Consider the following 13704-nt stretch of genomic DNA (forward strand, 5'->3'; position numbering starts at 1 on the left):
CGATCAAGCTTGGGTACCTGTGAGCGCGTCCGAGCTCAGCCGGACGCAGAGGTCCCACACGGCGCTCTGGTTGCGTTCGTCGAGAGCGCTGGCCGGCAACGGCTTGCGGCGGCACTTGTCGTCGAAGTAGGCGCCGGTGAGGCCCTCCACCTCCGGGCTCGCGGCCAGATAGACGCTGGAGCGGGCCGATCGGGTCAGATCCGACAGGAAAAGCGGAGCGACGACCTTCAGGACCAGGGGCGCGATCGGCCGGTAGAGCCTCGGGAAAGCGGCGATCGGGGTCGATCTGTTCATCGGCGTGTAGCCGTGCCCGGGGTAGACCACATTGGCCGTCACCCCCGTGCCGCGCAGTTCCCGGGCGAGCCGGGCCGTCAGGGCCATCGTCATGGTCTTGGTGTGGTTGTAGTGGCTGAACGTCCACCCGATGAAGCGGCGCTCGCCCAGAAGGTTGTCATGCTGGATGGGGCCGCCGGGAATGCCGCCCGTCAGGTTGACGACTCGGGCGTGGCCGGCGCGCTTCAGCTGCGGCAGGAGCAGGTGGGTGAGGGTGAACGGCGTGAGAACGTGTGCGGCGAACATCTTCTCCACACCGTCGGCGGTCAGCTCCCGGCCTGGCCGGTTCATGCCGACGTTGTTGACCAGGACGTCCAGGGCCTCGTAGCGCTCGGCGATCCAGGATCCGAGCTGGAGCAGCCCGTGGAGGCCGGTGAGGTCGGTTGCGAAGGCGCTCACCCGATCGTGTCCGGCGCTGGCGCGGATCTCCTGCGCGGCTTGCTGCGCCCGGATGTGATCGATTCCCACCAGGATGACGGAGGCCCCCCGTTCGGCCAGGCCTCGTGCGGTCTCCAGGCCGATCCCCGCGGTGCTGCCGGTGACCAGGGCGGTCTTGCCCGTCATGTCGCTCAGTTTCATCTGTACGTTCTCCAGGTGTGGTCGGGGACGCTGTCGTCCGGGTCGGTCAGGCCGACCGTCGAAGGCAGGCACGGCCACGGGCGTCAGCGCGGGATCAGTTCTCGTGTGAGGTCATGGAGGCGTAGTGCGTCCTGCCCGTCGAATGCGCGGCCGTCCAGCGACAGCCGGCGCTTCTGCCAGTACGCGGCGAAGGGCTCGGCCGGCGGGTCGTCCAGGAGCGCGGTCATGGGTGCTATCGCCTTCGGCACCGATGTGGCGAACATGGTGAAGAACGCCTTCGTCGCGGCACGCAGCGGTTGCGGCAGGCTCTCGGGCATGCCGGTGGAGACCACGCCGGGGTTGTAGCCGATGTAGGAGACGCCGCTGCCGGCATGCAGAACGCCGAAGGCGACCCCGAGGAGATCGTTGGCCCGGAAGGACTGCAGGCTGGCCTTGGCCCCGCTGTAGGTGCGCGTCAGCTGCAGGTCGTCCCAGTGAATGCGGCCCAGCGGCACACCGGGCGTGCCCACGTTCATGATGACCGGGCGGCGGGCGGCCCGCAGCGCGTCGTGAAGGCCGTGGCTCAGCACGAAACGGCTGAGATAGGCGAGCGCGAAGCTGTGCTCGAAGCCCTCGCGGGTGGTCACACGGTCGCCGAAGAGCCGGTATCGCTGGGCGCAGAGAATCAGCTTGTCGACGACCGGGTGATCCCCGGCAAGGCGTTCGGCGAGATCCTGGGAGGCGGCCACCGAGGTGAGATCGGAGCGCACGAAGTCGGCCCGCCCGGTTGGAAGGGCCTTGGCCTCGGCGAGCAAGGCCTGTCCCTTTTCGGCGGTGCTGCCGACGGCGATGACGTGAGCGCCTTGCCGGAGGTAGTGAAGAGCCAGCCCCTTGCCGAGCCCGTCGGTGCCTCCGGTGATGACCACGGTCTGCATGTTTCACCTGCTCTCGCTACATATCCACCGAAGTGGATATGTCATATCCGCTTATGTCAGGCAGCCTAGCACGAACCGGATATTCTGTATCCAGTTATCCGGAGGAGCGGAGATGCCATGAGCGAAGAGACACCGGTACTGCGCCGCGACGCCGAGCACAACCGGCAGCGCACACTGGCGGCGGCGCGGGAGGTGTTCGCCGCGCGCGGGCTGCAAGCCACGCTCAACGACGTCGCCCACCACGCGGGGCTCGGCGTCGGGACCGTCTACCGGCGGTTTCCCAACAAAGAGGCCCTCGCCGAGGCTGTCTACGCCGGCAAGCTCGACGACATCCGTGCCACGGCACAGGCCGCGCTGGCAGGGCGGGACGCCTACGAAGCACTGAGTGCTTTCCTCGAACGGGCCTTGGAACAAGCCGCGACCGACCGCGGGCTCCGAGAACTGATACGGCAGGGCGGAAGCGACAGCAGGCAGATCGCGCGCACCCGGGCCGGAATCGTGGAGTCCTGCGGCCACCTCATCGCCCGTGCCCAGGAACAGGGCACGATGCGCGGCGACGTCACGGTGGACGACATCGCGCCCATCGTTGCGATGATCGACTCCGTGATGGACCTGCCGTCCGCCGGCGCCTCGCAACCGTGGCGGCGCTACCTCGCGCTCATCCTCGACGGCCTACGGACCAGACCGGACCACCGAGGCCGGCACTCGTCATGGAGTCCGGCTCCGACGAGGTCGTGATGGTGACCTGAGGCGAAGCCGATGCTCGAGGCGGTGCCGCTCTCACCGATGTTCGGGCAGGTCGGGTGAGTCGCGCCCGTAAGGCCACGCCTGCGCGGACTTGGCCGTCACCTCTTCGCGCCCGGGCTGGTGTCCGTTACGGATCGCCGTACGGGGGTGGGGGTCAGCGGGGCGTAGCGCAGGTGGGGGCGGCCGTCCGGCGACAAGCTCACCGTCGAGGGCCCGCCCTCCGCCCCGCACCCGCATCTGCTCCGGTCCGCGCTCGTCCACGTCAACACCCTGGGCGGGCGGGCCTTGGCCACCGGAGCGGCGAGCAGGAGCGGTACGGCGTCGGCGGCGGGGCTGATACGCAGTGCCGTACCGGCGGACAGGGCTCCCGGGAGGTGGCGGCGCGCGGAGTCCCGTGGGCAGGCCGGCTCAGGCGGACGGCGTGGCGGGTGGTGCGGGCCGGCCAGCCGGCGCGCACCACCCGCCAGGCGACGTTCGCCCGGCCCGTCGCCGGACGAGTCCGCAGGGTCGTTCAGGGCCTGCGGCCGCGGAAGGTGCGGCGCAGGTCGCCCACCCAGGCGTCGGGGTTCTCCCAGGGGATGAAGTGGCCGCCGTGGTCGTGGGCGTTGACGTTGACGTGGTTGAACCAATCGGCCTGCGGGCCGGTCTTGAACGCCCGGACGCGCTCGTCGGCGGTGTGGATGCCGGGCGGGTTCTCGTAGGTGACGAAGGTGAGGCCGACCGGGGCCTGCACGACCGGGGTGCGGTCGTGGGCGGGGGCCCAGGGGTGGCGGTTGGCGTTGGCGTAGTAACGCATCGACGTGGCGATGGAGTTGTTCACCCAGTAGATCGTGGCGTGGGTGAGCAGGTCGTCCCTGGTGAAGACGGACTCGACGTCGCCGCCGTTGTCGCTCCAGGCGTTCCAGCGCTCCAGCAGCCAGGCGAGCAGTCCGGCGGGTGAGTCGCTCAGCCCGTGGGCCAGGGTGGCGCCGTCGAGCATGTGCACGGCGAGGTGGGACGCCGAGCGGTGGTCCAGCTCGATGATCCGGGCGCGGACGTCGGCGGGCTGGTCGTCGGTGAGGGGCCGGTTCCGGGCGAAGTCCCAGGCGCGGGGGCCGGTGAAGAAGTCGAGCGGCAGCCCGGAGCCGATGTGGATGCCGTACAGCTCGTCGGCGTACTTGTGGCCGAGCTGGCTGGAGACGATCCCGCCGATGTCGCAGCCCCCGGCGGCGTACTTCCCGTACCCCAGGGTCTCGGTCATCAGGGTGTGCCACAGGTCGGCGACCTTCCAGAAGTTGACGTCCGGAAAGCCGGTGAGCGGGCCGGGGAAACCGAAGCCGGGCAGGGACGGCACGATGACGTCGAAGGCGTCGGCGGGATCGCCGCCGAACGCGGCCGGGTCGGCGAGCGGGTCGATCACCTTCGACCAGTGCCAGAACGTCCACGGCCAGCCGTGGGTGAGGATCAACGGGATCGGACGGGGGCCGCGGCCGGGCTTGCGCATGAAGTGCACCGGGACACCGGCGACGCTCACCCGGTAGTGCTCGTGGACGTTGATGGCGGCCTCGGCCTTGCGCCAGTCGTAGCCGTCCCGCCAGTAGGCGACCAGCTCACGCAGATAGGCGTCCGGGACGCCGTAGGACCAGTCCTCGTTCCCCTCGTCCAGCGGCGGACGGGTCGATGCGAGGCGGTCGCGCAGGTCATCGAGGACCTCGTCGGGCACGTGGATCGGAACGGGCTTCAGGGGAAAGGCGTGCGGGGTGCTCATCACGTGGTTCCTTATCGGGGTGTGCCGTCGGCCTGTCGGGCGGCGAACCGTGATGGCCTTCCGCCAGGATTCTCCGGCCGCCCGGCCCGTCGGCGAGCAATCGAATGACGACAGGCGCAGCGAGCGCCCAACAAACCAGGACATTCCGGCGCGAAAGTGCGTTGCCAATCCAATCACATCCGATGCCGATTGATGACAGGGTTCGACGACGGATACGCTCCCCCCTTCGCACGGAAGGGACCCCGACGGCGAGTCTGGTCCGCGAACGGGTCTCCACCGGCCAGCAGTCGACCGGCCGCCGGAACCTCGTCCCCACCGAGGTCCAATGAGTGGACAAGTCCACCGGTAAGGCCCCGAACCCCGTCGATCCCTGGAGGGTTGATCATGACGTCCGAATCCGTGGAAGCCGTGCTGGTCATCGTCGACCGGGACGGTGCCGTGCTGTGCGACATCGCCGGCGGCGGTCCGGCGCTGCCGCGGATGCGGTTCGACGTCGGGTGGCCGCCGATGGACAGCGAGCTGACCGATCGCGTGCGCTACGAATTCGGGTTGATCACGGTGGTTCTGGAGCCGTTGGACTTCACGACGGTGGTCCTGCTGGCGGTAGGCGGAGCACGGCCGGTGTCCGCCGATGGGTTCGCCTGGCACGGGCATGATGCGGTGAGCGGGCAGAGCCCGGTGCTCGACCGCCGGGCGGCGCGATCCCGGCCCCCCGCCTCCGACTGGTTCAGGCCCGGCTGGTTCGAGCGAGTCGAGTCCTACATCGACAGGGAGATCAAGGCTGCCGGTCGCATGCGGCTCGGTCCGAGCCGTCAGATCAAGCACTGGAGCATGTCCGCCGTGCTCCGCACGCCGACTGACCGGGGTGACCTGTACCTGAAGGCGGTCCTGCCGAGGCTGGCTCGCGAGCCGGACATCACTCGGTACCTGGCGTCATTGCGCATCGCGCCGTTCGCCACCATCACCGCGATCTCCCCCGATGACCGCTGGTGGCTCGCCGAGGACTTCGGTGGCGTGGACGGCTGGGCGGTCTCCACAGAGCAGCGTCGCGCATGCCTGACACAGCTGGTCATTGTGCAGAAGGAGACCATCGGCCGCGGGGACGAGCTGATCGCCGCGGGGTGCGTCCCGCTCACCCCGGCCTCGCTGGCCGACGGCGTGCGGTCGACCATGGCACGCGACGACATCTGGCGGGCGCCCGAACTTCCGAAGAACCTGTACCGGGCGCTGAGCGGCGAGGAGGCCGACCGACTGCAGGCACTGACCCCGTACCTGGTCGAGTGCACCGAACGCCTGGACGAGGCGGCCATCCCGGCGACGATCGTCCACCGCGATTTCCATCCGGGCAATGTGGTCGTGCGAGACGACGAGATCCTGCTGCACGACTGGAGCTTCGCCACCGTCACGAACCCGCTGTTCGACCTGGCCTCATGGCTGCTCGACGTCCCCGAGCCGGACGCTGCGAGCTACCTCGAGGTCTGCTTCGCCGCCTGGGCCGACACCGTTGCACCGGAACGGATGCGGAGCGCGTGGTGCGTGGCCAAGCCGCTCGCCGCGGTGGTGGAGATCATGAAGCTGATCGAGCTGGCCGACATCGTCGGACCGGATCACGACTTCAACTGGCTACCGATGACCTACGGCTGGGGCCGACGGCTGCTGAACGCGGCCACCGACCCCGACCTGACCATCAATGGTTGGCGGCGGTAAGGCTGATCGGCCGCGTTCGAGGACCTTGAGGCCCGGTACGGACGGCGCGCCTGACGGTGAGGCCGGCCTTCGCGGGAAAGATCGCATCACTGGTCGTAGGTGCGCGGCGGCTACCGTCCGACGCGATATCCGTGAGGCCATGAGGCCGTCCCGTGCGCGCCGTTCGCGCCGCGCTCTGAACGGCCTGACTCCGTATGGACGAAGGCGAAGCAGGAGGCCCGTAAGAGCATCCTTCTCCCGACCGGCGGTCACGGGGCAGCCCTCAGACGCTTTTGATCACCGGCCTGGAGTTGACCGCTGCACCGATACGGGTGGGGATGCGCCTGTCAGGCGGCGCCGTAACCGGACAGGGCGGGCTCCAGCAGGTCGAAGGCTTGAGTGGCATCGGCGGCGATCGTCTGGGCGATCTGATCGTCGGGGTGTCCGGCGAGGGTGAGGGTCTGGATGCGGTGGAACAGCATGCGGTGGACGGCGCCCAGCAGGGCGGCGGCGGTCTGCACGGTGATGTCGTCGGGCTGAGCGGCGGTGATGTCGGCGAGGGCCCGGGCGAGGCGGTGTTCACGCTGGTCGTGCAGGCCGCGCAGGCAGGCACTCAGAGTCGGGCTGTCGGCGATCATGTGGGCGAACTCCCGGCCGGAGAACCCGGCGACAGGGTCCTGGGCGGCCACGGCGTCGGCGAACACGCGGCGCAGTGCGGCCAGCACCGACTCTCCCGGGCGCCGGGCGGCGACGGCGTCGGCCAGGGAGGCTGCGAACTGCTCCTGGTGGTCCAGGGCCAGGTCTTCTTTGCGGGGGAAGTAGTTGGTGACGGTCTTCTTGGCCACGCGGGCGGCGGCGGCGATCTCGGCGATGGTCGTCTGCTCGAAGCCCTGGGCGATGAACAGCCGGGTCGCGTGGTCGGAGATGAGCTGCCGGGTCTCGTGCTTCTTGGTCTCGCGTAGCCCGGCGGCCGGGGCGGGAGCGTGGGTAGCCATAACGCAATATTACCCTCGTAGCATCTTTATGTTGACACTCTTGATACCTTGGACTAAATTTACTCCCGTCGTAAATTTACGATGGTGGAACACCGGATCCGAAGGAGGGCATCCATGCGCCGGCACACCCACGACGTCGCTGCGCTCCGGGTCGGGCCTGGTCGCGTGTCGCGGACGCGACAGCCCGAGCAGGCCCCGCCACGCGGCACCGACCTGCGTCGTCCGCCGTCCGGCCACAACATCCGCGTGTCGCGGCAAGCCCGGGGCCGGCGCATCGTCCCCCGGCGCCGCGACCACTGACCCCACCCCCACCAGAGGAGATGCCGTGCAGTTCATCGCTTCCACCGTCTCGCTGACCGTCGACGACGTCGCCGCCTCCCAGGCGTTCTTCACCACCCACCTGGGCTACACCGTCCAGCGGGCCGCCGACGGCTTCGCCTCCCTGTCACGCGACGACGCGACCGACATCGTCCTGCTCGCCCGCGGCATCGAAGTGCTGCCGCCCGAGCAGCGCGACCAGCGTGCCGGCGGTCTGATCCTCGCCTTCACCCTCGCCGGCGGCCTGGCCGAGCAGGAGAAGCGGCTGCGTGACGCCGGGGTGGAGATCACCATGCCGCTGCGCCAGGAGCCCTGGGGAGAGGCCTTGTTCCAGGTCACCGACCCCAACGGCGTGATCGTCCAGTTCGTCGAATGGGTCGCCTCCGAACACGGCTGACCGATCCGCGACAGAGGCGTGTCGCCCGACCCGGCCACGGGCGACACCCCGCTGAGCGTCACCGCGATGCGCGGGAACGCACCCGCCGCGTCACTCCCCCTGAACAGGGGAACCGCCATGCCTGCAGCCCTCGACCACGCACGCCCGCAGGATCAGGACATCGAGCACCGGGCCGGCCCGCAGAGGACACGCCCGGTGAGACGAACGCCGATCACGGCGGACGCGGCGTCCGCTTCAGGGCCCCGGCCGGGCACGCCATCGAAATGATCACGGAAGGAACCCCGCTTGACACCCGACCCGATGACCGTGCACCCACTGCCCGCCCACGAACGAGTGGTCTTCCTCAAACCGCTGGTCAGCTCGCCGACGATCACCGTGGGCGAGTACACCTACTACGACGATCCCGACGGCGCCACCGGCTTCGAGCAACGCAACGTGCTGTACGCCTACGGGCCGGAGCGGCTGATCATCGGCAAATACTGCGCGATCGCCTCCGGCACCCGCTTCCTGATGGCCGGCGCCGACCACCCGACGATGGGCGTGTCCACCTTCCCGTTCACCATGTTCGGCGGCGAGTGGACCGAACGCACCCTCGACATCATCACCGGCATGCCCAGCCGGGGCGACACCGTGGTCGGCAATGACGTGTGGTTCGGCTACCAGGCCACCGTCATGCCCGGGGTGACCATCGGCGACGGCGCCGTCATCGCGGCCGGCGCCGTGGTCACCGCCGACGTGCCGCCGTACACGATCGTCGGCGGGAATCCGGCCAGGACCATCCGCCGCCGCTTCGCCGACGCCGATGTCGAAGAACTGCTGCGGGCCGCCTGGTGGGACTGGCCCGTCGACCTGGTGACCGAGAACGCCCGCACCATCATGGCCGGCACCCCGGCCGACATCGCGCGCATCGCCGCCGCGCACGGACTGGAGAAGAGCCTTCGACCCACGTGACCATCGAAGAGCACGCCATGGACGCCATCACCGCCCGGGGGCGCACCCTGCTCACCATCGAGGAGGGCATCGCGGTGATCACCCGATTTCCGGAGATCCTGGTCGAGAACAAGTGCTTCTCCCCCGGCGGCTCCCGCTCCGGCGACCGCCGGGTCCCGGCGCTGTGGATCAGCCGGAACGCCCCCGAACTCGGCCGGTGCCGGGAACGCAATCCGCACACCTGGCTCGGGATGGCCTCCGCAGGCAGTCGTCGCGCAGCCGCATAGAGGCCGCATCGCGCTGTTCACGGTCACCGCCAAGGGCGGGCCACACGGGAAGCGCGCCGTCTTCTGAAGGCACTTCAACGCCGGCACCGGCGCGAAACGCGGCTCCGGGCCGCCGGTGCGCTTTTCGGCCCAGGCCACCTCTTCCGGCGACGGCGTGAAGAACACGCGCGGCGCCCGCGGCTCGCTGTCGGCGATCCCGCCGCGGACCCGGAGCGGGTGGCCCGGCTCAGGCCCGGGCGGCGCGTTCGATCGCCATCCCCACCCCGTCGAGCAGGTGGTCCAGGCCGGCGCGGAAGTCGTCGTCCGGACCGGCCCCCGGGTGGGGGGCGAACACCCCGGCCTCGACGGCGCGGGCCAGCGCCGGGAACCGGCCGGGGTCGGCGAGCTCGGCGAGCAGGGCGGCGTACGCCTCGTCGGCCCTTTCCTCTGGTTCGGCGGTGGTCATGGACGTCAGGAGCTGGGCCGCGCCGCGCACGTAGTGCAGCACCAGCATGACCACCGAGAACCGGGTCCGCGGGTCCAGCGGCGTGCCGCCGAGGGTGCGCAGCGCGGCGTCCAGCCAGGCGAGCTGGCCGGGGTCCACCGGCGGGGAGTTCACCAGCTGGACGATCCACGGATGCCGCAGGTAGACGCCGAGCAGCTCTACGGCCCACCGGGTGAGTGAGCCGCGCCAGTCGGCCGGCGCCGTGCCGAACTCCGGCGGCGGGCCGGGCGCGGCGGCCAGCATGAACAGTTGCAGGTCGTCCTTGCCGGCCACGTGCCGGTACAGCGACATGGGCGCGCAGCCGAGCCGTTCGGCGAGCCGGGCCATGGACAGCGCGGCCAGGCCCTCCTCGTCGGCGAGGGCGACGGCCGCCGCCACGATCCGCTCCAGGCTGAGCGCGGGCGTGCGTCCCCGCCCCTTCGGCTCGGCCCGTCCCCACAGCACGTTCAGCGCGTGCGGCAGCTCGTCTCCGATGTTTTCCGGCATTCCAGGAGCTTACCAGTTTGCGTATGGCCCACGCTTTGCGTATATGATACGCAATAAGCGTATGGCATACGCATCTGCTCGACCATTCCCTGGAGCCGTCATGCACACGACGATCGACAGTCCTCCGCCGGTACCGGCCCGCCGGCGTCCATGGTGGCGGCGCCGCTGGACGGTGCCGCTCGGCCTGGTCACGGCCGGGTTCCTCGCGTTCTCGCTGCCGCCGTACCTGATCGGGGACCGGTCGCTGTCCCGGGTGCCGCAGCCAGAGGGATTCGACCTGCACTACCCGCTGCTCGTGGCGCACGTGCTGTTCGCCTCGGTCGCCATGATCACCGCGTTCTTCCAGGTGTGGCCGTGGTTCCGCCGGCGGCACCCGGTGTGGCACCGGCGCGCCGGGCGGGTCTACGTGTTCGCCGGGGTGCTGCCGGCCGGGCTGACCGGCCTGGTCATCGGGGCGCGCACCCCGTTCGGACCGTTCCTCGCGGTCAGCAACGTGCTCCTCGCCTTGCTGTGGCTCGCCTTCACCGCGACGGGCTGGCGCGCCGCCCGCGCCCGCCGGTACGCCGACCACCGGCGCTGGATGCTGCGCAGCACCGTGCTGACCTACTCCATCATCACCAACCGGGTGTGGACCGGGATCCTGATCATCGCCCTGCCCCCGCTGCAGGACACCGTCTTCCACGGCGACCCCGACCTGATGGCGTGGACGATCTCCGGACTGTCCGGCTGGCTCGGCTGGACGATCCCACTGCTGGCCGTGGAGTGGTACCTGGAGCGCGAGGTGGCCCGCCGCGGCCGCCGCACCGGGGGCGCGGCCGCGACACGGCAGGAACGGGCCGTGTCCGGCTGAAAGCGCAGACTGGGAGGCGGGGTCGGGAGCAGCGGTTTCGGACCGGCCGTTCCTGGTCCTGCATGCCGGATGCTTCGCCCGGGCCCTGCCGGAGACGGTCACCGATCCCCGGTTGCGTGGGCCGCCTCTGACCGGGGGCGTGGACCGGTGGGCCGGCAGCACGGACCTTCCGGATCAACAGGGCGCCATCAACACCGCCGTGGACGCCCCCGCCGGACCGGCGGCGGGATGCCGGTGCAACCCGATCCGCCGAGGGCCCGCAGCGGATCACCGACGGCGACGCGTCAACGTGCGCTTCCCATCAAGCGTCGCTGCGCAGCCGTTCCATGGTCATCAAAGACCGCTCCAGGTCTTCCTGGTAGACAGAGGGGTAGACCTTCACCAGGCGGCGAGTGATGGTGACGGCCTCCAGCGCCTCCTCCCGCCGCCCCAGATCCGCCAGGCGGATGGAGAGGTTGTTCAGGCTCAGGGCGAGGTCGGGCAGGAAGGTCTCGGGGCGGGCCCCGGCCAGGCGGCGGCGGATGGCGACGGCTTCGGCGATCACCTCCAGCGCCTCCTCCCGCCGCCCCAGGTCCGCCAGCCGATTGGAGAGGTTGTTCAGAATCACGGCGAGGTCGGGCAGGAAGGCGTCGGGATGCGTCTCGGCCAGACGGCGGCAGACCTGAGCGGCTTCGGTGGCAGGCTCCAGCGCTTCCTCACGGCGTCCCAGGGCCGCCAGCCGGACCGAAAGGTTGCTCAGGCTCATGACCAGAGCGGGATGGTCAGCGTGGTGACGGGAGTGGTCCGCCAGGCGTGAGGCCAACTGGGCGACCCAATCGGCCAGGGCGTGGCTTGCCAGCGGAAGCTGGTCGTGCCAATGCCACAGGGTCTCGGCGTCGATGCCGGGGTCGGACAACAACCGATGCAGGGCGGCCAGCAGCGGCTGGGGGGCTTCGACCTGGGTGGCGACCTGGATCGCCGGGACGGCGAGCACCTCGGCGTGCCGTACGCACAGGTCGGTCAGGGCCGCATCCAGGCGGTGGGTGAAGACCGGGTGGGCGGCGGCGCGGGCGTAGACGGTCAGCAGCCGGGTGGCCTGGGCGGGGCTCGCGGCCGGGGTGAGGTGGTCGGCCAGGTGGGAGTTGGTTTCCAGGTGGCGGCCGAGGAAGCACTCGGCGAGCCGGTCGGGCTGCAGCTGACCCCAGGGCGGCTCGGCGGCCGGTGGGTACAGGCCGCCGATCCAGGCGCGCACACCGGTACGGCGGTCGGCGGGCTGGTCGGCCAGCCCCGGCACCCGCCGCATCAGCGCGTCGGCTTCGGCGTGGCTGGCTGCGCCCCAGCCGACCGCGGCGGCCAGCGCGTCGGTGAGGGTCTCCATGCTCAACGCCGGGTACAGGCCGCGCCCGATGGCGGTGGTGCGCCAGTAGCGGCGCTCGTGGACCAGCAGCCGATCCTCCACTCCCCCGGCACCCTCATCACTGCCGGGTGTGCCGGGTTCGTCCGGTGCGGGGGCGGAGCGGTCGAGCAGGTCGGCCAGCGCGGTCATGTGCAGGGTCAGCGCGTTGCCCATTCCCTCCCGTTGCGTAGGGTCGGGCAGGGTGGCGGCCAGCCGCGCCCAGGGACGACCCTGCCGGCCGGGCAGCGCCGCCAGCGCGCCGGCGAACGCGGCCGCGGCCTGCCGGTAGGCCCCGGCCCGGGAATCGGCGTCCGGCTCCAGCGCCGGCAGGGGCATCACCCCGGCATCGGCTAACAGCAGCTCGGCGTTCCGGGAGATCTCCGGCAGCGCCTGCCACCAGGACCCGGCGGTGCGGGCCAGCAGCAGCACCTTGACCGGCGAGGCGCCGTCGTGGCGGGCGCATGCCTCCAGCAGCGCACCGACCTGCTCGGTGCGGGCCTCGGCGTAGTCGACGACGATCAGCAGCGGCGCGGCGGCGTCCCTGACCGCTGCCAGGTCCGCGGCCGGGACGCGGGCGTCCAGCCACACCACCGCCCACCCCGCGCCGGCCAGCCTGCCGGTCAGGTGCCGGGCCAGCCGGGTCTTGCCCTGACCACCGCCGGCGTGCACCAGGCAGGCGCCGAACCCCGGCCGCTCCGCCCAGGCGTGCAGGCGGGCGAGGATCTCCTCGCGGCCGCGGAAGGGCACCACCTGCCGGTGCGGCTGCAGCAGCGCCGCCGGAGAGGCCGCTTGCGCTCCCGCGGGTTCGGCGGGTTCGGCCAGGTGCTGGTACTCGATCGGCTCCAGCGCCTGATCGGCCCGGCCGGTGTGGGCGGCCAGCACCCGCCGGAAGGCCGGGTCGGCGAACAGCACGTAGGCCGGCACCGCCTCCAGCCGGGCATGCTCCAAGCGGGCCGGGTCGGCGGTGACGACCCCGGCCAGCAGGTCCCCGCACACCAGTGCGGCCCCGGACATGCCCTCCCACGGCGAAACACCATCCGCGCTCACCCGGGGCGGGTGGCCATCCGGGGTCATCACGTACCGGTCGCCGACGTAGCGGTCCCCGGGGTTCAGCGCCCCGGCTGGCTGCCACAGCTCCGCCGGGCGATCCTCGCGCTGGGCGAAGGAGGGCAGGCCCCAGCTCTCACAGCGGATACCGGGCCGGTAGGTGATCGTGCGGCCCCACCGCACCACCCCACCCTCCGGCGGCTCCCAGGCCGGGTCGTCGACGGCCACCAGCGCGGCGTCGTCGCGGCCGCCGGGCGTACCGGCCCACACCACCGCGCCGCCGTACGCCCCCGCCCGCCCGGGGTGGAACATCCGTACGGCGGCGCCGGCCGGGCCGGTCACGTGCGCCGAGGTCAGCACCAGACGCGGCGCGACCACATACCCCGACCCCCGCCCACCGGAGCCGGTGACACCGACGACCCGCCGCACCTGCATGCCCTTCCACCCTCCCCGTCGCCCGCCGTGCGTCACGGCCCGGCCGAACCGGCCATCTCGTGAGGTCAGCGGCCCAGGTGCCCCGCCACCTCAC

12 protein-coding genes are annotated in these 13704 nt (G+C 71.1%); 6 read left to right on the forward strand and 6 right to left on the reverse strand.

Features of this window, described 5'->3' with window-relative positions:
• Positions 1-3 precede the first annotated feature (3 nt).
• On the reverse strand, positions 4-912 hold the full coding sequence (locus tag IEZ10_RS37655; RefSeq protein ID WP_229812059.1) for an SDR family NAD(P)-dependent oxidoreductase: 909 nt from the start codon (positions 910-912) through the stop codon (positions 4-6).
• A gap of 83 nt (positions 913-995) precedes the next feature.
• Positions 996-1826, reverse strand: coding sequence for an SDR family NAD(P)-dependent oxidoreductase (locus IEZ10_RS37660; protein WP_189251282.1), 831 nt, complete (start codon positions 1824-1826; stop codon positions 996-998).
• A 117-nt stretch (positions 1827-1943) separates the two neighbouring features.
• On the opposite strand from IEZ10_RS37660, the gene IEZ10_RS37665 reads away from it, so the two are divergent.
• Positions 1944-2564: a TetR/AcrR family transcriptional regulator gene (locus tag IEZ10_RS37665; protein WP_189251283.1), complete on the forward strand. Its 621-nt coding sequence runs from the start codon at positions 1944-1946 to the stop codon at positions 2562-2564.
• 520 nt (positions 2565-3084) lie between these two features.
• Here IEZ10_RS37665 and IEZ10_RS37670 read toward each other — a convergent pair.
• Positions 3085-4320, reverse strand: coding sequence for an epoxide hydrolase family protein (locus IEZ10_RS37670; RefSeq protein WP_189251284.1), 1236 nt, complete (start codon positions 4318-4320; stop codon positions 3085-3087).
• 384 nt (positions 4321-4704) lie between these two features.
• Between IEZ10_RS37670 and IEZ10_RS37675 the strand changes: the two genes are divergently transcribed.
• Positions 4705-6027 carry an aminoglycoside phosphotransferase family protein gene (locus tag IEZ10_RS37675; RefSeq protein ID WP_189251285.1) on the forward strand — a complete coding sequence of 441 codons (1323 nt, stop codon included), beginning with the start codon at positions 4705-4707 and terminating at the stop codon, positions 6025-6027.
• A 326-nt stretch (positions 6028-6353) separates the two neighbouring features.
• Here the strand turns inward: IEZ10_RS37675 and IEZ10_RS37680 are convergent, their stop codons facing one another.
• Complete coding sequence (locus tag IEZ10_RS37680) at positions 6354-7001, reverse strand: TetR/AcrR family transcriptional regulator (protein WP_189251286.1); 648 nt, start codon at positions 6999-7001, stop codon at positions 6354-6356.
• Between the two features lie 325 nt (positions 7002-7326).
• Between IEZ10_RS37680 and IEZ10_RS37685 the strand changes: the two genes are divergently transcribed.
• The 3 genes from IEZ10_RS37685 (at position 7327) to IEZ10_RS37695 (ending at position 8933) form a co-directional block, all read left to right on the forward strand.
• On the forward strand, positions 7327-7716 hold the full coding sequence (locus tag IEZ10_RS37685) for a VOC family protein (protein WP_189251287.1): 390 nt from the start codon (positions 7327-7329) through the stop codon (positions 7714-7716).
• Between the two features lie 285 nt (positions 7717-8001).
• Positions 8002-8667 (forward strand): CatB-related O-acetyltransferase, encoded by a 666-nt coding sequence (locus tag IEZ10_RS37690; RefSeq protein ID WP_189251288.1) that lies wholly within the window; start codon positions 8002-8004, stop codon positions 8665-8667.
• Entirely contained in the window at positions 8664-8933 is a 270-nt protein-coding gene (locus IEZ10_RS37695; RefSeq protein ID WP_229812060.1) for a DUF5701 family protein, read from the forward strand. The genes IEZ10_RS37690 and IEZ10_RS37695 overlap by 4 nt, the downstream gene beginning before the upstream one ends.
• Positions 8934-9159: 226 nt before the next feature.
• Here IEZ10_RS37695 and IEZ10_RS37700 read toward each other — a convergent pair whose 3' ends face one another.
• Positions 9160-9903 carry a TetR/AcrR family transcriptional regulator gene (locus tag IEZ10_RS37700; protein ID WP_189251289.1) on the reverse strand — a complete coding sequence of 248 codons (744 nt, stop codon included), beginning with the start codon at positions 9901-9903 and terminating at the stop codon, positions 9160-9162.
• Between the two features lie 100 nt (positions 9904-10003).
• Between IEZ10_RS37700 and IEZ10_RS37705 the strand changes: the two genes are divergently transcribed.
• Positions 10004-10753 (forward strand): DUF2306 domain-containing protein, encoded by a 750-nt coding sequence (locus IEZ10_RS37705; RefSeq protein ID WP_189251290.1) that lies wholly within the window; start codon positions 10004-10006, stop codon positions 10751-10753.
• Between the two features lie 301 nt (positions 10754-11054).
• Here IEZ10_RS37705 and IEZ10_RS40180 read toward each other — a convergent pair whose 3' ends face one another.
• Complete coding sequence (locus IEZ10_RS40180; RefSeq protein WP_189251291.1) at positions 11055-13610, reverse strand: tetratricopeptide repeat protein; 2556 nt, start codon at positions 13608-13610, stop codon at positions 11055-11057.
• Positions 13611-13704 lie beyond the last annotated feature (94 nt).

The organism is Streptosporangium pseudovulgare, assembly GCF_014648055.1.
In the GTDB taxonomy this organism is placed as follows: Bacteria; Actinomycetota; Actinomycetes; order Streptosporangiales; family Streptosporangiaceae; genus Streptosporangium; species Streptosporangium pseudovulgare.

What these genes read in the sequence shown, in the direction of transcription:
- IEZ10_RS37670 (WP_189251284.1), bottom strand. Translation starts at nt 4,320, where the DNA reads ATGAGCACCCCGCACGCCTTTCCCCTGAAGCCCGTTCCGATCCACGTG.
- IEZ10_RS37655 (WP_229812059.1), bottom strand. Translation starts at nt 912, where the DNA reads ATGAAACTGAGCGACATGACGGGCAAGACCGCCCTGGTCACCGGCAGC.
- IEZ10_RS37660 (WP_189251282.1), bottom strand. Translation starts at nt 1,826, where the DNA reads ATGCAGACCGTGGTCATCACCGGAGGCACCGACGGGCTCGGCAAGGGG.
- IEZ10_RS37675 (WP_189251285.1), top strand. Translation starts at nt 4,705, where the DNA reads ATGACGTCCGAATCCGTGGAAGCCGTGCTGGTCATCGTCGACCGGGAC.
- IEZ10_RS37665 (WP_189251283.1), top strand. Translation starts at nt 1,944, where the DNA reads ATGAGCGAAGAGACACCGGTACTGCGCCGCGACGCCGAGCACAACCGG.
- IEZ10_RS40180 (WP_189251291.1), bottom strand. Translation starts at nt 13,610, where the DNA reads ATGCAGGTGCGGCGGGTCGTCGGTGTCACCGGCTCCGGTGGGCGGGGG.
- IEZ10_RS37700 (WP_189251289.1), bottom strand. Translation starts at nt 9,903, where the DNA reads ATGCCGGAAAACATCGGAGACGAGCTGCCGCACGCGCTGAACGTGCTG.
- IEZ10_RS37680 (WP_189251286.1), bottom strand. Translation starts at nt 7,001, where the DNA reads ATGGCTACCCACGCTCCCGCCCCGGCCGCCGGGCTACGCGAGACCAAG.
- IEZ10_RS37705 (WP_189251290.1), top strand. Translation starts at nt 10,004, where the DNA reads ATGCACACGACGATCGACAGTCCTCCGCCGGTACCGGCCCGCCGGCGT.